Source organism: Burkholderia sp. LA-2-3-30-S1-D2 (genome assembly GCF_001523915.2).
Classification (GTDB): domain Bacteria; phylum Pseudomonadota; class Gammaproteobacteria; order Burkholderiales; family Burkholderiaceae; genus Burkholderia; species Burkholderia diffusa.
In genome coordinates, this window is record NZ_CP013384.1 from 297,763 (window position 1) to 315,651 (window position 17,889).

Annotated in this window: 12 protein-coding genes, 3 tRNA genes, 3 rRNA genes and 1 pseudogene; 9 read left to right on the forward strand and 10 right to left on the reverse strand. The window is 61.3% G+C overall.

Annotation, left to right across the window (positions count from 1 at the left end):
• Positions 1–85: 85 nt before the first annotated feature.
• Positions 86–277, forward strand: coding sequence for a hypothetical protein (locus WS66_RS13875; protein ID WP_059608513.1), 192 nt, complete (start codon positions 86–88; stop codon positions 275–277).
• Between the two features lie 138 nt (positions 278–415).
• Here WS66_RS13875 and hppD read toward each other — a convergent pair whose 3' ends face one another.
• Positions 416–1,513: a 4-hydroxyphenylpyruvate dioxygenase gene (hppD, locus tag WS66_RS13880; protein WP_059608512.1), complete on the reverse strand. Its 1,098-nt coding sequence runs from the start codon at positions 1,511–1,513 to the stop codon at positions 416–418.
• 211 nt (positions 1,514–1,724) lie between these two features.
• On the opposite strand from hppD, the gene WS66_RS13885 reads away from it, so the two are divergent.
• A complete protein-coding gene (locus WS66_RS13885; RefSeq protein ID WP_059608511.1) occupies positions 1,725–2,249 on the forward strand; it encodes an Lrp/AsnC family transcriptional regulator in 525 nt (174 codons plus the stop codon).
• A 69-nt stretch (positions 2,250–2,318) separates the two neighbouring features.
• Here the strand turns inward: WS66_RS13885 and WS66_RS13890 are convergent, their stop codons facing one another.
• The 8 genes from WS66_RS13890 to paaA all read right to left on the reverse strand — a co-directional run bounded on the left by WS66_RS13890 (position 2,319) and on the right by paaA (position 8,588).
• A complete protein-coding gene (locus WS66_RS13890) occupies positions 2,319–2,966 on the reverse strand; it encodes a GNAT family N-acetyltransferase (RefSeq protein ID WP_059608522.1) in 648 nt (215 codons plus the stop codon).
• Between the two features lie 234 nt (positions 2,967–3,200).
• Complete coding sequence (locus tag WS66_RS13895; protein ID WP_006757885.1) at positions 3,201–3,806, reverse strand: TetR/AcrR family transcriptional regulator; 606 nt, start codon at positions 3,804–3,806, stop codon at positions 3,201–3,203.
• Between the two features lie 23 nt (positions 3,807–3,829).
• The gene (locus tag WS66_RS13900) at positions 3,830–4,645 is read right to left on the reverse strand and encodes a DUF1835 domain-containing protein (protein WP_059608510.1); all 816 of its coding nucleotides are present in this window, start codon (positions 4,643–4,645) and stop codon (positions 3,830–3,832) included.
• 129 nt (positions 4,646–4,774) lie between these two features.
• Entirely contained in the window at positions 4,775–5,863 is a 1,089-nt protein-coding gene (gene paaE, locus WS66_RS13905) for a 1,2-phenylacetyl-CoA epoxidase subunit PaaE (RefSeq protein ID WP_059608509.1), read from the reverse strand.
• A 2-nt stretch (positions 5,864–5,865) separates the two neighbouring features.
• Positions 5,866–6,429, reverse strand: coding sequence for a 1,2-phenylacetyl-CoA epoxidase subunit PaaD (gene paaD, locus WS66_RS13910; RefSeq protein ID WP_059608508.1), 564 nt, complete (start codon positions 6,427–6,429; stop codon positions 5,866–5,868).
• A 25-nt stretch (positions 6,430–6,454) separates the two neighbouring features.
• Positions 6,455–7,258: a 1,2-phenylacetyl-CoA epoxidase subunit PaaC gene (paaC, locus tag WS66_RS13915; RefSeq protein WP_059608507.1), complete on the reverse strand. Its 804-nt coding sequence runs from the start codon at positions 7,256–7,258 to the stop codon at positions 6,455–6,457.
• Between the two features lie 10 nt (positions 7,259–7,268).
• Complete coding sequence (paaB, locus tag WS66_RS13920; RefSeq protein ID WP_006752453.1) at positions 7,269–7,553, reverse strand: 1,2-phenylacetyl-CoA epoxidase subunit PaaB; 285 nt, start codon at positions 7,551–7,553, stop codon at positions 7,269–7,271.
• Between the two features lie 36 nt (positions 7,554–7,589).
• Positions 7,590–8,588 (reverse strand): 1,2-phenylacetyl-CoA epoxidase subunit PaaA, encoded by a 999-nt coding sequence (gene paaA / locus WS66_RS13925; RefSeq protein ID WP_059608506.1) that lies wholly within the window; start codon positions 8,586–8,588, stop codon positions 7,590–7,592.
• A 211-nt stretch (positions 8,589–8,799) separates the two neighbouring features.
• On the opposite strand from paaA, the gene WS66_RS13930 reads away from it, so the two are divergent.
• The 6 genes from WS66_RS13930 to rrf all read left to right on the forward strand — a co-directional run bounded on the left by WS66_RS13930 (position 8,800) and on the right by rrf (position 15,823).
• Entirely contained in the window at positions 8,800–10,065 is a 1,266-nt protein-coding gene (locus WS66_RS13930; protein ID WP_059608505.1) for an SGNH/GDSL hydrolase family protein, read from the forward strand.
• A 566-nt stretch (positions 10,066–10,631) separates the two neighbouring features.
• Positions 10,632–12,164, forward strand: a 16S ribosomal RNA gene (locus tag WS66_RS13940).
• A gap of 63 nt (positions 12,165–12,227) precedes the next feature.
• A tRNA-Ile gene (locus WS66_RS13945) sits at positions 12,228–12,304 on the forward strand.
• Positions 12,305–12,341: 37 nt separating this feature from the next.
• Positions 12,342–12,417: transfer RNA gene (locus WS66_RS13950), tRNA-Ala, on the forward strand.
• A 281-nt stretch (positions 12,418–12,698) separates the two neighbouring features.
• A 23S ribosomal RNA gene (locus WS66_RS13960) occupies positions 12,699–15,580 on the forward strand.
• Positions 15,581–15,710: 130 nt separating this feature from the next.
• Positions 15,711–15,823 (forward strand): 5S ribosomal RNA (gene rrf / locus WS66_RS13965).
• The 16S, 23S and 5S rRNA genes sit together here with 2 tRNA genes alongside, the layout of an rRNA operon.
• A gap of 129 nt (positions 15,824–15,952) precedes the next feature.
• Here rrf and WS66_RS13970 read toward each other — a convergent pair.
• Positions 15,953–17,108 (reverse strand): annotated as a pseudogene (locus tag WS66_RS13970) (IS3 family transposase).
• Between the two features lie 668 nt (positions 17,109–17,776).
• Between WS66_RS13970 and WS66_RS13975 the strand changes: the two are divergent.
• Positions 17,777–17,862 (forward strand) — tRNA-Tyr (locus tag WS66_RS13975).
• Positions 17,863–17,889 lie beyond the last annotated feature (27 nt).

Sequence of the window (17,889 nt, forward strand, 5' to 3'; positions counted from 1 at the left end):
TCTTGTCGGCCTGCCGGAGGTGCCCGGCCGCGTCGGCCTGTTTCGACGCAACCGGGGAGGCGCCGGCAGTTTTAAAGGAGGTGCAATGAACACACGTCATATCCAGAGTTTCCTGATCGTGTCCGCCGCGTTTTTCGCGATGACCGGCCCGGTGCACGCGCGAGGCGCGAGCGCACTGGCGGCAGCCGGCGCGCAGATGCGTCAGATCGCGCCGGCGCAGGCTGCCGACGCGCAGCCGGCAGCCGCGCGCGTCGTGTCGAAGGCGAACGTGCGTTGATCTGTTCGCGCGGCGCCAGGCCGCGCCGAAACCACGCAAAAGACGAAAGGGCGGGAATCGCAGGATTCCCGCCCTTTTTTCATGTGCCGCCGAGGCTCGCTCGGCGCCCGGCTGTCAGGCGCCGGGCGGCCGTCTGCGTCAGGCCTTGTCCTGGACCACGCCGCGGCGGATCTGGTCGAGTTCGATCGATTCGAACAGCGCCTTGAAGTTGCCTTCGCCGAAGCCTTGATTGCCCTTGCGCTGGATGATCTCGAAGAAGATCGGGCCGATCTGGTTCTCGGTGAAGATCTGCAGCAGCAGGTCGTCGCGGGCACCGTCGATCAGGATCTTGCGCTTCTTCAGTTCGTCCAGCGATTCGCCGTGGTTCGGCACGCGGCGGTCGACCAGCTCGTAATACGTGTCGATCGTGTCGAGCAACTTCACGCCCTTGCCGCGCAGGCCGTCGACCGCGCCGTAGATGTCGTTCGTGCCGAGCGCGATGTGCTGGATGCCTTCGCCGTGGTACGCGTCGAGGTATTCCTGAATCTGGCCGGCCGTGTCCGAGCCTTCCTCGTTGATCGGGATCCGGATCTTGCCGCACGGCGACGTCATCGCCTTCGACTTCACGCCGGTCACCTTGCCTTCGATGTCGAAATACCGCACTTCGCGGAAGTTGAACAGGCGCTCGTAGAACTCGGCCCATTCCTGCATGCGGCCGCGATGCACGTTGTGCGTCAGGTGGTCGATGTAGGTGAGGCCGTGGCCGACGGGGTTCGGGTTCGCGCCGGCGATCGGCTCGAAGTCGACGTCGTAGATGCTGATGTCACCGATCGCGCCCGGCTGCGCGCCGTTCTTGCCGCGCCAGCGGTCGACGAAGTAGATCAGCGAATCGCCGATGCCCTTGATCGCCGGGATGTTCAGCTCCATCGGGCCCGTCTTGTTGTCGAAGCCCCACGCGCCGAGCTCGAGCGCGTGCTTGTACGCCTTCGCGGCGTCCTGCACGCGGAACGCGATCGCGCAGATCGACGGGCCGTGCAGGCGTGCGAAGCGTTGCGCGAACGAATCGGGTTCGGCGTTGATGATGAAGTTGATGTCGCCCTGGCGGTAGACCGTCACGTCCTTGTGGCGATGGCGCGCGATCGCGGTGAAACCCATCCGTTCGAACAGTTGTCCGAGCGCTTTCGGATCCGGAGCGGTGTATTCGATGAATTCGAAGCCGTCGGTGCCGACGGGGTTGTCCCAGTGGGGGATCTGCATGTCGTGTCTCCTGTGCGGGGCGATCGGCCGGCGCGACGTGCGCGCGCGGCCCGGTTCGATGTCGAACGCGGCGCACGCGTCGGCGTGCGCAACGAATCGGTACGTGCGACAGAGTGTAGCGGGCGGGCGCGAGCGTAAACTTGCGAACTTAATCGTCCATGCCTACGATGGCGCAATTTCCAGTCTCTGAACCATCATTGGAGAGCAGAAGATGGCGCAAGCCGAATTGGATGCCATCGACCGGCGGATTCTCGCGATTCTTCAGGAGAACGGCCGCTTGTCGAATCAGGAGATCGCCGAGCGCGTGAACCTGTCGCCGAGCCCGTGCTTGCGACGGATCCGGCGGCTCGAGGAGATCGGTGTGATCACCGGCTACGTCGCGTTGCTCGATCCGCAGAAGCTGGGGCTCGACCTGCTCGCATACGTGAGCGTGCGGCTCGAGAAGCGCGGCGGCCTGGCGCCGGCCCGTGCCGACGAGACGTCGGCGCGCGCGGGCGCGACCCACGCGGAACTGTTCCGCGCGGCCGTGCAGACCTGGCCGGAAGTGGTGGCGTGCCACGCGATGACGGGCGACATGGATTACCTGCTGCGGGTGCAGGTCGAGGACATGGCGCACTTCTCCCGCTTCGTGCAGGAGCATTTGCTGCACCATCCGTCGGTGATCGACGTGAAGACGAGCTTCTCGCTCGAGTGCTTCAAGGAGACGACGGCGTTGCCGATCCGGTCGGTGCGCTAGAGCGCGGTGCGAGAAGGGGAGAAAGAAGGATGAGCCGGGCGCCCCGCGAGGCAGCCCGGTCGGCCGATGTTATGCCGTCAGCGCGGCGGGCATCAGCGATTCGATGAACTTCGACGTGCGGTGCGCCTGGCGCTTGAGCGCGTAGTCGAATACCGCGGCCTGCTCCTGCAGCATCTCGGCGAGGATCGTCGAGTGGTCGGCCGGTGGCAGCGACAGGTACGCATCGGCCTCGCCGTATGCGTACTCGATGCGCATCCCGGACTTCTTCGCGATGTGCATCATCGTCGCGTTGCGCGACAGGCAATGCATGTACAGCATCGTCACGCGGGTGTTGCGGCTGCGGATCGCAGCGCGCTCGAACAGTTTCGAGCCGACGCCGCAGCCGCGGGCGCTTTCGAGCACCGACACGCCGAATTCGGCCGTACGCTTGTCGCCTTCGGCGGGCAGATACGCCAGGTGGCCGACGCCGATCAGCTCGAGCGCCTGGTCGAACACGCCGAACACCGTGTCGCGACCGAAGTCGATCGTACGGACATAGTTCTCGATCACGTGGTCGGGCACCATCTGGCCGAAGCGCAGCAGGCGGTCCTCTTCGTTGAGCGAGAGAAAGTGGGTGAGCATTTGCTCACGGTCTTTGGAAGCCAGTTCCCTGACGAGAACCGGCGCAGTACCGGCCTGGCCGACTGCATCGGCACGGCGGTTGAGTTGCGTGTTCATCGTGGGTTCCTCAGTGTGTAGCTGCACGAGCAACTTGTGCAATGCAGCGCATTTTACCTGAGCGGGGTTGGGGAAAACCCGTATTTGACGTTATTTGTGCTGAGGGGGAATTCTAAATCCGCTTAGTTCATTCTCTATCTATTTGATTTTTAACGGATTTAAAATTCATCATATGAAATGCGCGGCGGCCTGTCGCAGTGTGCCCGCCGCGCAACGCATGCTGCTGCGCGGCAATCACGCGCCGGGCGACAGCCCGCGTTCCATCAGGTCGATCACCTGTTCGGCGAAGTCGCGGTAGCCGAGGCGGCCACCCGGCTTGAGCCACGTGAACGTCCAGTTGATCATCCCGAACACCATCATCGTGACCGACGTCTGGTTTTCCTTCGAGATCCGGTCCGGGTAGGCGCGCGCGAGCTGGCGCGCGAATGCCGCGACGATGTCGCGCTGGCGGTCGAGCACGATTTCGCGCTGCGCGTCCTCGAGATACTTCACGTCGTTGAGCAGCGCGACATGGCGGCTGTGCGATGTCTCGTACTCGGCGAGGAACGCGCGCACCAGCTCGGCGAACGCGTCGCGCTCGCTGAGGCCGCGCCGCTGGCTCGCGCCTTCCACCTCGGCGATGATCAGCATCAACCGCTTCGTGTAGCGGTCGAGCAGGTCGAACAGGATCGCTTCCTTGCTCTCGTAATAGTGATAGAGACGTGCCTTCGACGTGCCGCTCGCGGTCGCGAGATCGGACATCGACGTGCTCGGATAGCTCGTCTGCGCGAATTTCTCGGCGGCGAGATCGAGGATCTGCTCGCGCTGGGATTCGTGGTCGGGCGCTCGGGTACGGGCCATGGTCGAATGCGAAAGTTGTAGCGTTAGCGAGGCGCGGCTGCCGCGCGCACCTGCGTGGAAGAAAGGGCGGCCGGCGCGTCGTCCTGCAGCTCGAGCCGGCCGGCAGCCGCGAGTTCGCGGCAGCGCCACCAGGCGATCGAATCGCTGACGAACAGCCCGCCGCGGTCGGCGTTGGCCATGATGTCGCCGACGACACGTCGCGCGGGCAGCCAGCCGGGTTCCGCGTGCGCGACGATCAGCGCGTCGAGGTCCGCGTAATGGCCGCTCTCGATCGTGTTGCTGACCCAGTAGCGCAGCTCGGCATTCAGGTGCTTCGCCTCTTGCCATTCGAGCGCGAGGCGACCGATGCGCAGTACCGAGATCGGCGCGGCCACCGGCCGTTTGCGAGCGAGTGCCGCGGGCGAGAACATCCCGGTCGAGCAGGCCTGGTCGGTGCGGGTCAGCGCCGCGCGCTGCGGGGCGTCGAGGTCCGCGGCCGACAACCGCACCTCGTTCAGCCGCTGCGGCGCGTTACGCAGGTGATAGGCGACGCGGCGCAACAGCAGCTTGTCGCCGACGCTCGGTGCGTGCCAGACGACTACCTGGTCCGTATCCATCGCGAGCTGGTCGAGGCGGGTGAATTCACCTTCGATCTCCGCATTCCAGTCGGGAATCTGGTCGCCGAGCACGCGCTGCCAGAAGGCGGCGCGCGTGTCGGGCGTCTCGTCGGCGCCCTTCAGCGGCCCGACCGCGAGATCGTCGAGCAATCCGACGACGCGCTCGTCGCGTCCGGCTTGCGCGAGCGCCTCGCGCAGCGACGCGGCGGCGGTGCCGCCCTGAATCACGTGAATGGTACTCATCGGCCTGTCATCAACAAAAGAAAACCGCCGGCCGGGCGGACGTTGCGACGTCCAGCCGGCCGGCGGCCCCTAGTGTAAGCGAGATGTGTGACGACGAGAAACCGGCGCGCCGCGCCGGTGCGACGCCGCTCAACGCTCGTCGAAGCTCACGACGACCTTGTCGCTGACCGGGTGGCACTGGCACGTGAGCACGAAGCCGTCCTTCACTTCGTGCTCCTCGAGCGTGTAGTTCTTCTCCATCCGGACTTCGCCTTCGACCACCTTCGCGCGGCACGTGCAGCACACGCCGCCCTTGCACGCATAGGGCAGCGCGAGGCCCGCGCGCAGGCCGACGTCGAGCAGGCTCACGCCCTCGTAAGGCAGGCGCAGCTTGCGCTTCTTGCCGTCGAGCACGATTTCGAGATCGGCGGCCGGCGTCTGGTCGGTAATCTCGACGACGGGCGCGCCGGCCTGCGGCAGCGGCGTGCCGAAGCGTTCGACATGTACCTTCGCCGGCGGCACGCCGGCTGCCTTCAGCGCGGCTTCGGCCGCGTCCATCATCGGTGCCGGGCCGCAGATGAACGCTTCGTCGATCGCGTCGGCCGGCGTCAGCGTGGCAAGGAATTCCGCGCATTTCGCCTGGTCGAGCACGCCGTTGAACAGCTCGACGTCCTGCTGGTCGTCCGACAGCACGTGGTACAGGACGAAGCGGTTCATGTAGCGGTTCTTCAGGTCCTCGAGCTCCTCGGCGAACATGATCGCGTCGACGCTGCGGTTGCCGTAGATCAGCGTGAACGTGCTGCGCGGCTCGAGCTCGAGCGTCGTCTTCACGATCGCGAGCACCGGCGTGATGCCCGATCCGCCGGAGAACGCGACGTACTGTTTGCCGTGGTCGGCGTTCAGGTGCGTGAAGAAGCGGCCGTCCGGTGTCATCACGTCGATGGTGTGGCCGGGCTTCAGCGTGTCGAACGCGAAGTTCGAAAACCGGCCGCCGCGCACGCGCTTGATGCCGATGCGCAGCTCGCCGTCACGGTCGTAGTCGGTCGTACCGACGCAGATCGAGTACGAGCGGCGCGTTTCCTCGCCGTCGATGTGGGTCTTCAGCGTGACGAACTGGCCCTGCGTGAAGCGGTACGCGTCGCGCAATTCGGGCGGCACGTCGAAGGAGACGGTAACGGCGTCGGCGGTCTCGGGGCGCACATCGCGGATACGCAGCGGGTGAAATTGCGGGGTCGCCATGATCAATAAGGTTTGAAGTAGTCGAAGGGTTCGCGGCAGTCGACACAGCGATACAACGCCTTGCAGGCCGTGGACGCGAATTGCGCGAGACGCTCGGTGCGGGCGGAACCGCAGCGCGGGCAGACGGGCGCCGCGACGGGACGCGGCACGAAGCGCACGACGTTTTCCCGCGGCGCGGCGCCGGCGCACTGGCCGACGGGCGGCGCGATGCCGTACGCGCGCAGCTTGTCGCGCGCTTCCTGCGTGATCCAGTCGGTCGTCCATGCGGGCGCGAGCACCGTCTCGATCCGGTGCGGCGGCAGGTCGGCGGCGTGCATCGCCGCGGCGATGTCCTCGGCGATCTGCGACATCGCCGGACAGCCGGAGTAGGTCGGCGTGATCACGACTTCGAGCAGGCCGTCGTCTGCGCGACGGACGTCGCGCAGGATGCCGAGCTCACGGATCGACACGACTGGAATCTCGGGATCGGGCACGGCTTCGAGCACGTCCCACGCGCGCGCGAGCAACGGATCGTTGCGGTGCGCGGCGGGTGCGGCGTCGGCGGGGGCGGCAGTCTGGACGGACATCGTCGGGCTCCGTTGGGTCGGCCGGTTACCAGGTCGCGCCGGGGTGCTGGCGCGCGAGGCTCTGCATTTCCGCGAGCAGGTAGCCCATGTGCTCCGAGTGCTCGCCCTGCTTGCCGGTCGTCACATGCTGCACGGGCGCGGGCAGGGTGAGCGTCGCTTCCGCGAGCGCATCGTCCACGTCCGCGCGCCATGCGGCTTCGAGCGTGGCCGCTGCCGGGCCGATGCCGGATGCGGCGATCGCGTCGTCGACCGCGTCGGCGGCGAAGAATTCGCGCGTGTACGGAATCAGGTAGTCGAGCGCGGCCTGCGCGCGGCGATGCGATTCGTCGGTGCCATCGCCGAGGCGCAGCAGCCATTCGCGGGCATGCTGCACGTGATAGCGGGTTTCCTTCACCGATTTCGCGGCGATCGCGGCGAGTTGCGCGTCCGTCGACGTTTCGAGCGCCGCCCACACGTGCAGCATCAGCGTCGCGTAGAGGAAATTGCGCACGATGGTCACCGCATAGTCTTTGTCGGCGTGCGCCGTGCCGGCGATCGGGCCGTAGTGCGGCAGCTCGGCGAGCGTGAAGTTCGCGAACTCGCGCTCGGTACGGAAGTACGCGTAGTCGTCTTCCGTCTTCGCCGCGCCGTTCAGTTGGCGGTCGAGGTCGGCTGCGTGCGTATACAGCATGCGGGCCTGGCCGATGAGGTCGAGGCTCATGTTGGTGAGCGCGATGTCTTCCTCGAGGATCGGGCCGTGGCCGCACCATTCGGCGTTGCGCTGACCGAGGATCAGCGCGTTGTCCGCGAGGCGCAGCACGTAGGAGAGGTGTTCGGGCGTGATCGTCATGGCGCGGGCGTTACATGTGGTTGACTTCGTCGGGCAGCGTGTAGAACGTCGGGTGACGGTAGATCTTGTCGCCCGCCGGTTCGAACAACTCGGCCTTCTCGGCCGGATCCGACGCGGTGATCGCCGACGACGGCACCACCCAGATGCTCACGCCTTCCTGGCGACGCGTGTAGACGTCGCGCGCCATGCGCAGCGCCATCGACGCGTCGGCCGCGTGCAGGCTGCCGCAATGCTTGTGGTCGAGGCCCTGCTTGCTGCGTACGAACACTTCCCAGATCGGCCATTCCTTGTTCATCACTCTCTCCTGAATCCTGTATTCGATGGTTGCCGCTCAGGCGGCTTGCTGCTTGGCGCGGGCGCGGCGCTTTGCTTCGTGCGCGAGCGCGGCTTCGCGCACCCACGCACCGTCGTCGTGCGCCTTCACGCGCGTCGCGAGGCGTTCCTTGTTGCACGGGCCGTCGCCGTTGACGACGCGCCAGAATTCATCCCAGTCGATCGCGCCGTAGTCGTAGTGGCCGCGCGCCTCGTTCCATTTCAGGTCAGGGTCGGGCAGCGTCACGCCGAGCACCTTCGCCTGATCGACCGTCGCGTCGACGAACTTCTGCCGCAGGTCGTCGTTCGAGATCCGCTTGATGCCCCATTTCGCGGACTGGTTGCTGTGGACCGAATCGGCGTCGCTCGGGCCGAACATCATCAGCACCGGCCACCACCAGCGGTTCACCGCCTGCTGGACCATCGCGCGCTGCGCGTCGGTCCCCTTCATCATCGACAGCAGTGCATCGAAGCCCTGGCGCTGGTGGAACGACTCTTCCTTGCACACGCGGATCATCGCGCGCGCATACGGGCCGTACGTGCAGCGGCACAGCGGGATCTGGTTCATGATCGCGGCGCCGTCGACGAGCCAGCCGATCACGCCGACGTCGGCCCAGGTCGGCGTCGGGTAGTTGAAGATGCTCGAGTATTTCGCCTTGCCGGCGTGCAGCGCGTCGATCAGCGAATCGCGCGATACGCCGAGCGTTTCGGCCGCGCTATATAGATAGAGGCCGTGACCGGCTTCGTCCTGGACTTTCGCGAGCAGGATCGCCTTGCGCTTCAGGCTCGGTGCGCGCGAGATCCAGTTGCCTTCCGGCAGCATGCCGACGACTTCCGAGTGCGCGTGCTGCGAAATCTGGCGGACCAGCGTCTTGCGATAGGCATCGGGCATCCAGTCCTGCGGCTCGATCTTGCCGTCCGCGGCCATGACCGCGTCGAACCGCGCCTGCTCGGGCGACTCGGCTGCGGCGTCGAGCGGTGCGACGTTGCCGGGGATGTCGAGGGATTGCGTGTACATGGCGGAGGATCTCGTCCGGTTGAATGTGTGCGAAGTATAAACCAACCGACCGGTCGGTTAATAAATTTCTTGCGGATTTGCGGCGGGACTCGGGTAAACGTGGGGCGAGGGGCGAGGGGCGAGGGGCGCGATCGCCGGTCGGGAGGGCGGTGGCGCGTGAGACGGGTGGCTTCTGCGGCACAATGCCTGCTTTCCGATGAGGATTTCGCCGATGTCATTTCGAAGCAGTTTCGTCGCGACCGTGCTGGGCGCGTCCGTTTTCATGTCGCCGCTCGCGGTCTCGGCCGCACCGGCCGGGTGGGTCGCCGCGTGGGCGACCGCGTTGCAGCCGATTCCCGACCTGACTGCGCCGCCGCCGCTCTACCGCGCGCCCGACGTGGCCGGGCGAACCGTTCGGCAGATCGTCTACCCGACGGTTTCCGGGCATGCCGCGCGGATTCGTATCAGCAACGCCTACGCGCGCGCGCCGCTGTTGGTCGAGGCGGCCAGTCTCGCGCGCGCCGGTGACGGCGCGGCGCTCGTCGACGCGACGGGCGCTTCCGTCCGCTTCGGCGGCAAGACGTCGGTGACGCTCGCCCCGGGCCAGGAGCTTGAAAGCGACGCGGTGGCGATCGACGTGACGGCCGGGCAGCCGTATGCAATCAGTCTGCGGATGGGGGCAAACCAGCGGATGACGGTGTGGCACCGTGTGTCGAACCAGCTCAATTACGTATCGGCGCCGGGCGATCATGTGAACGATCCGGGCGCCGGCGCATTCCGCACGCGCTTTACCCAGTATGCGTGGGTGACCGAACTGGCCGTCGAGGCGGGCGCCGCGCGGGCGAGTGTCGCCGCGATCGGGGACTCGATCACCGACGGGCTACGCTCGAGCCTGAACCGCAACCGTCGTTGGCCGGATGCGCTGGCGCGCCGGCTGGCCGCCGCAGGTTCGGATTCGCTCGGCGTCGTGAATCTCGGGATCAGCGGCAATCGGCTGCTGAGCGATTCGGCATGCTACGGCACGTCGCTGGCGTCACGGTTCGAGCGCGATGCGCTTTCGCGTGCAGGGGTGAAGGCGGCGATCGTGCTGATCGGCATCAACGACATCAACTTTGCGGCGATGCCGCCGCGTGCGGGGCTCGATTGCGACAACCCGCATACGCAGGTCACGGCCGCTTCGTTGATCGACGGCTATCGCCGGTTGATCGAGGCAGCACATCACCAGGGCGTGAAGGTCTTTGGCGCGACGCTCACGCCTGCGGCGTTGCCGGCCGGGCGCGAGGCGGTCCGACTCGAGGTGAACCGGTGGATCCGGAGCGGCGGCGGGTTCGACGGCGTGGTGGACTTCGACGCGGTGCTGCGCGACTCGGCTCGCCCGAGTGTGCTGCAGCGCCGGTATGACAGTGGCGACGGCATTCATCCGAGTGACGCGGGTTACACGGCCATGGCCGATGCAGTGCCGATGGAGCGGCTGCAGGCCGCAGTCGGCGATAAGTGACATCGCCTTATATATAGAGCGACGAACCGCCGGCATCCTCGGGATTGTGGGTGGCGCTCGTCCCTCGAGCCCCAAGCCCCCGTGCGCGTTAGCGCACGGGGGCTTTTTCAAAATATTTTCACAAAGGGGGTTGCGCAGACCGGGGCGGGTGCATAGAATCACGCCTCTTTCGCGCTAACGGAAACGCAGCGCGGAGGAAGAAGGGAAGCGGTGCGATGGAGGGTCGGTTGTCGAGCCCCGGCGCACACGAAGTTGAACCCAGTCGTCGCAACGAAGCAGTTCAAAAAGTTGTTGACTGACTGAGAAACACGGTTCATAATCTCGCTTCTCTGCTGCTGAAAACGCAGCGCTGCTGAGAAACTTCAGGTTTCTCGCAGAAATGCTCTTTAAAAATTAACAGCCGATAAGTGTGGGCGCTTGATGGAAGCGAGCTGATCTTCGGATCAGATAGCGAAAGTATCAAGAGTCTCACACTAAAGTAAGTCAGGTTTATGAAGTGATTCATATTCCTGTCAGCTTTGAGTGAGCGACCGGTTCTTAACCGAACCGAAAACAGTAACAGGTTTAAACTGAAGAGTTTGATCCTGGCTCAGATTGAACGCTGGCGGCATGCCTTACACATGCAAGTCGAACGGCAGCACGGGTGCTTGCACCTGGTGGCGAGTGGCGAACGGGTGAGTAATACATCGGAACATGTCCTGTAGTGGGGGATAGCCCGGCGAAAGCCGGATTAATACCGCATACGATCTACGGATGAAAGCGGGGGACCTTCGGGCCTCGCGCTATAGGGTTGGCCGATGGCTGATTAGCTAGTTGGTGGGGTAAAGGCCTACCAAGGCGACGATCAGTAGCTGGTCTGAGAGGACGACCAGCCACACTGGGACTGAGACACGGCCCAGACTCCTACGGGAGGCAGCAGTGGGGAATTTTGGACAATGGGCGAAAGCCTGATCCAGCAATGCCGCGTGTGTGAAGAAGGCCTTCGGGTTGTAAAGCACTTTTGTCCGGAAAGAAATCCTTGGTTCTAATATAGCCGGGGGATGACGGTACCGGAAGAATAAGCACCGGCTAACTACGTGCCAGCAGCCGCGGTAATACGTAGGGTGCAAGCGTTAATCGGAATTACTGGGCGTAAAGCGTGCGCAGGCGGTTTGCTAAGACCGATGTGAAATCCCCGGGCTCAACCTGGGAACTGCATTGGTGACTGGCAGGCTAGAGTATGGCAGAGGGGGGTAGAATTCCACGTGTAGCAGTGAAATGCGTAGAGATGTGGAGGAATACCGATGGCGAAGGCAGCCCCCTGGGCCAATACTGACGCTCATGCACGAAAGCGTGGGGAGCAAACAGGATTAGATACCCTGGTAGTCCACGCCCTAAACGATGTCAACTAGTTGTTGGGGATTCATTTCCTTAGTAACGTAGCTAACGCGTGAAGTTGACCGCCTGGGGAGTACGGTCGCAAGATTAAAACTCAAAGGAATTGACGGGGACCCGCACAAGCGGTGGATGATGTGGATTAATTCGATGCAACGCGAAAAACCTTACCTACCCTTGACATGGTCGGAATCCTGCTGAGAGGTGGGAGTGCTCGAAAGAGAACCGGCGCACAGGTGCTGCATGGCTGTCGTCAGCTCGTGTCGTGAGATGTTGGGTTAAGTCCCGCAACGAGCGCAACCCTTGTCCTTAGTTGCTACGCAAGAGCACTCTAAGGAGACTGCCGGTGACAAACCGGAGGAAGGTGGGGATGACGTCAAGTCCTCATGGCCCTTATGGGTAGGGCTTCACACGTCATACAATGGTCGGAACAGAGGGTTGCCAACCCGCGAGGGGGAGCTAATCCCAGAAAACCGATCGTAGTCCGGATTGCACTCTGCAACTCGAGTGCATGAAGCTGGAATCGCTAGTAATCGCGGATCAGCATGCCGCGGTGAATACGTTCCCGGGTCTTGTACACACCGCCCGTCACACCATGGGAGTGGGTTTTACCAGAAGTGGCTAGTCTAACCGCAAGGAGGACGGTCACCACGGTAGGATTCATGACTGGGGTGAAGTCGTAACAAGGTAGCCGTATCGGAAGGTGCGGCTGGATCACCTCCTTTCCAGAGCTTCTCGCAAAATTGAGCGCTCACGCTTATCGGCTGTAAATTTAAAGACAGACTCAGGGGTCTGTAGCTCAGTCGGTTAGAGCACCGTCTTGATAAGGCGGGGGTCGTTGGTTCGAATCCAACCAGACCCACCATTGTCTGGCGGTAACACCTGAGGCAATCTGTACTCATGGGGGCATAGCTCAGCTGGGAGAGCACCTGCTTTGCAAGCAGGGGGTCGTCGGTTCGATCCCGTCTGCCTCCACCAATCACCAACGCTAAGGGCTTGGTTCAGACACTGAACCGAGAATTTTGCATTGGCGATTGAGCCAGTCAGAGGATACGTAGTATGTATCGGCTGTCGTTCTTTAACAATCTGGAAGAAGTAAGTAATTTGGATAGCGGAAGCGTCTTGAGATGGACGTGGAAACTATCCGGGTTGTGATTGTATCGATGTATCTCAAGATGATTCGAACTCTATGTTCGGCTCGATTTTGGAATACGGCACAACGCGAGAACTCAACCTGTAACGAGACAGACTCGTTATAGGGTCAAGCGAACAAGTGCATGTGGTGGATGCCTTGGCGATCACAGGCGATGAAGGACGCGGTAGCCTGCGAAAAGCTACGGGGAGCTGGCAAACGAGCTTTGATCCGTAGATGTCCGAATGGGGAAACCCACTCCTTTTGGAGTATCCATGACTGAATACATAGGTCATGTGAAGCGAACGCGGTGAACTGAAACATCTAAGTAACCGCAGGAAAAGAAATCAACCGAGATTCCCAAAGTAGTGGCGAGCGAAATGGGATGAGCCTTGCACTCTTTATTTGTATTGTTAGCCGAACGCTCTGGAAAGTGCGGCCATAGCAGGTGATAGCCCTGTAGGCGAAAACAGTATGAAAGAACTAGGTGTGCGACAAGTAGGGCGGGACACGTGAAATCCTGTCTGAAGATGGGGGGACCATCCTCCAAGGCTAAATACTCGTGATCGACCGATAGTGAACCAGTACCGTGAGGGAAAGGCGAAAAGAACCCCGGGAGGGGAGTGAAATAGATCCTGAAACCGCATGCATACAAACAGTCGGAGCCTCGTAAGGGGTGACGGCGTACCTTTTGTATAATGGGTCAGCGACTTACGTTCAGTAGCAAGCTTAACCGTATAGGGCAGGCGTAGCGAAAGCGAGTCCGAATAGGGCGTTCAGTTGCTGGGCGTAGACCCGAAACCAAGTGATCTATCCATGGCCAGGATGAAGGTGCGGTAACACGTACTGGAGGTCCGAACCCACTAACGTTGAAAAGTTAGGGGATGAGCTGTGGATAGGGGTGAAAGGCTAAACAAACTTGGAAATAGCTGGTTCTCTCCGAAAACTATTTAGGTAGTGCCTCGTGTCTCACCTTCGGGGGTAGAGCACTGTCATGGTTGGGGGGTCTATTGCAGATTACCCCGCCATAGCAAACTCCGAATACCGAAGAGTGCAATCACGGGAGACAGACATCGGGTGCTAACGTCCGGTGTCAAGAGGGAAACAACCCAGACCGCCAGCTAAGGTCCCCAAATATAGCTAAGTGGGAAACGAAGTGGGAAGGCTAAAACAGTCAGGAGGTTGGCTTAGAAGCAGCCACCCTTTAAAGAAAGCGTAATAGCTCACTGATCGAGTCGTCCTGCGCGGAAGATGTAACGGGGCTAAGCTATATACCGAAGCTGCGGATGCGTGCTTTGCACGCATGGTAGGAGAGCGTTCCGTAAGCCTGCGAAGGTGCCTTGTAAAGGGTGCTGGAGGTATCGGAAGTGCGAATGCTGACATGAGTAGCGATAAAGGGGGTGAAAGGCCCCCTCGCCGTAAGCCCAAGGTTTCCTACGCAACGTTCATCGGCGTAGGGTGAGTCGGCCCCTAAGGCGAGGCAGAAATGCGTAGCTGATGGGAAGCAGGTCAATATTCCTGCACCATTGTTAGATGCGATGGGGGGACGGATCGCGGAAGGTTGTCCGGGTGTTGGAAGTCCCGGTCGCTGCATTGGAGAAGGCACTTAGGCAAATCCGGGTGCGTAATTCAAGGGTGTGGCGCGAGCTTCTTCGGGAGCGAAGCAATTGGAAGTGGTTCCAAGAAAAGCCTCTAAGCTTCAGTCTAACGATGACCGTACCGCAAACCGACACAGGTGGGCGAGATGAGTATTCTAAGGCGCTTGAGAGAACTCGGGAGAAGGAACTCGGCAAATTGGTACCGTAACTTCGGGATAAGGTACGCCCTTGTAGCTTGACTGGCCTGCGCCAGGAGGGTGAAGGGGTTGCAATAAACTGGTGGCTGCGACTGTTTAATAAAAACACAGCACTCTGCAAACACGAAAGTGGACGTATAGGGTGTGACGCCTGCCCGGTGCCGGAAGATTAAATGATGGGGTGCAAGCTCTTGATTGAAGTCCCGGTAAACGGCGGCCGTAACTATAACGGTCCTAAGGTAGCGAAATTCCTTGTCGGGTAAGTTCCGACCTGCACGAATGGCGTAACGATGGCCACACTGTCTCCTCCCGAGACTCAGCGAAGTTGAAGTGTTTGTGATGATGCAATCTACCCGCGGCTAGACGGAAAGACCCCATGAACCTTTACTGTAGCTTTGCATTGGACTTTGAACCGATCTGTGTAGGATAGGTGGGAGGCTATGAAACCGGAACGCTAGTTTCGGTGGAGCCGTCCTTGAAATACCACCCTGGTTTGTTTGAGGTTCTAACCTTGGCCCGTGATCCGGGTCGGGGACAGTGCATGGTAGGCAGTTTGACTGGGGCGGTCTCCTCCCAAAGCGTAACGGAGGAGTACGAAGGTACGCTAGGTACGGTCGGAAATCGTGCTGATAGTGCAATGGCATAAGCGTGCTTAACTGCGAGACCGACAAGTCGAGCAGGTGCGAAAGCAGGTCATAGTGATCCGGTGGTTCTGTATGGAAGGGCCATCGCTCAACGGATAAAAGGTACTCTGGGGATAACAGGCTGATACCGCCCAAGAGTTCATATCGACGGCGGTGTTTGGCACCTCGATGTCGGCTCATCTCATCCTGGGGCTGTAGCCGGTCCCAAGGGTATGGCTGTTCGCCATTTAAAGAGGTACGTGAGCTGGGTTTAAAACGTCGTGAGACAGTTTGGTCCCTATCTGCCGTGGGCGTTGGATATTTGAAGGGGGCTGCTCCTAGTACGAGAGGACCGGAGTGGACGAACCTCTGGTGTACCGGTTGTCACGCCAGTGGCATCGCCGGGTAGCTATGTTCGGAAGAGATAACCGCTGAAAGCATCTAAGCGGGAAACTCGCCTTAAGATGAGATATCCCTGGGGACTAGATCCCCTTGAAGGGTCGTTCGAGACCAGGACGTTGATAGGTCAGGTGTGTAAGCGCAGTAATGCGTTCAGCTAACTGATACTAATTGCCCGTAAGGCTTGATCCTATAACAAGTCTGTCTCGCGCTACAGAGCGCGTCGGACTGGTTGGATTCTCGTGTGTGATACACACAACCTAAATTACTGCTTCTTCCCAGATTGGTTCTGTTGGCCACGCCAGCAGAACAACCCTCTTTGCCTGATGACCATAGCGAGTCGGTCCCACCCCTTCCCATCCCGAACAGGACCGTGAAACGACTCTACGCCGATGATAGTGCGGATTCCCGTGTGAAAGTAGGTAATCGTCAGGCTCCCTAAGCCAAAAACCCCCGCCCGACAAGGCGGGGGTTTTTGCATTTGCGCAGCGAAAAGCGCGAGTGCAGGCAATCGAACCTCTCCGGTTGTTGCTCAATGAGGCTGGCCCAATTTCCATCCCGGTCTTAGCGCGAAAATTCCGGTACTTCGGGGTGGGCCGCCCAGGCCCGATCGGTGCGCTGGCGGGCGAATTCCGCCGGTGTCATCCACTGCAGCGCAGAGTGAGGGCGCGCCTCGTTGTAGTGCTCGCGACAGACCTCGATTTTGCGTCTGGCTTCTTCAAGCGACGAGAGCCAATGCGCGGTGAGGCATTCCTCCCGAAAGCGTCCGTTGAAGGATTCATTCTTCGCGTATTCGGTCGGCTTGCCAGGACGCGAGAAATCAATCTCCACGCCGTTCTCGTACGCCCATTTGTCGAGCACCTTCGAAATGAACTCGCTGCCATTGTCTGCCTTGATATAGCGTGGACGCGGGCGATGCTGCGCAAGCCTGGTCAGCGCGGCAACCGCGTGCTCGCCACCCAACGAGCCGCCGACTTCAATCGCCAAGCATTCCCGCGGATAGTTGACCACGATCGTGAGGGTGCGCAAGCGTCGACCATCAAACAGCGCATCAGCGACGAGGTTCTTACTTCAGCTTTCTTTGATCGCGCTCACTGACTGCGTCGGTTGCCGGCGCCGGTAAGACTTGCTTCGACGGGCTCGCTTGCGGCACAACGAAAGGCCCAGTTCCCGATACACGCGTTCTACTCTCTGATGATTGTCTCTCCAGCCTTCCCTGCGAAGCATCACGTACACGCGGGGCGCACCGTAATGCCACCGCACTTCCATGATCTCCTTGATGCGCATTTCCAGTGCGCTGTGATCCCGCGCGACCGAGTCGTGATGGTAGACCGTGCCAGAAAGCTGCAACAACGCGCAGGTCTGCCGTTGGCTCGCGCCGAAACGCTGCATCAAGTCCGTGACCAGATCTCGGCGCCGAGAAGGCTTCAAAGCCTATTTGACAGCACGTCCTGCAGCATGGCCTTTTCCAGCGACAGAACAGCCACGAGCCGCTTGAGCTTCGCGTTCTCTTCCTCAAGTTGCTTCAGCCGGCGCAGCTCCGAGGGCGACAGTCCTCCATATTTCGTCCGCCAGTTGTAAAACATTGCGTCGCTAATCCCCATCTTGCGGTGGCCTCCGCGACCGGCGTGCCCAGCTCGGCCTGCTTCAACGCATAGGCGATCTGCTCTTCGGTGAACTTGCTCTTCTTCGCGGCATGACCTCCAGGTCCCGATGACATCGTCATGCCGGAATTTTCCACTTCTAAGTGGGGCCATATTGTGGGCTAGGGTCAAAGCTCAACCTGCTTCGGCGTCATGCTGCCGCTCATACGCGACGATCTGCTCCCGCACCCCTGGCTACCACGTCGACTGCGCGTCACCGTCGCGGCGAACGTGCAGCGGCGCAGCCCGCATTGCATCGGGCCTTCGTGCAAGCTTATCAACGTGAGCGTCAGGTCAAGCTATCGCAGCGGAGGAGGCGAACGGCGGCGCTATATCCGGAATCCGGTGTCGGTGTCCCCGAGGCCCCTGCGGACAACGCGGCAGCCCCGGGCCGGGCGATATGCTGACGTCACCGTCAATCGGCTTCAGCTGGTCCGGAAGTTTGCCGGATGCCCCCGCAATTCCCGTCGGCATGGAAATTGCAAATTTTTTGCATCTACCCGCTTGGCATTATCCGCGGGAGGTCGTATCATGGCGGTCTTTCGTTTTTAGCGAAGATGCAAATCGACGCTGAAGACGGAGTCTGACGAAGATGTGGCGCCGATCGGCCTCCTCTCGTGCTTGCCTCAGCCGGGTGAGCGTGAGTGTCGGGTAAGTCGGCAAGTGCTCTGGAAGAGAATGAAAATAATCTTTCAGATGTGCTTGACAAGAGTGCGATGCACCCCCATAATCGTCAGTTCTCTACGGAGGGGTGCCCGAGTGGCTAAAGGGGGCAGACTGTAAATCTGTTGGCTTACGCCTACGTTGGTTCGAATCCAACCTCCTCCACCAGAACATCAACGCAAAGAGCGGTAGGGA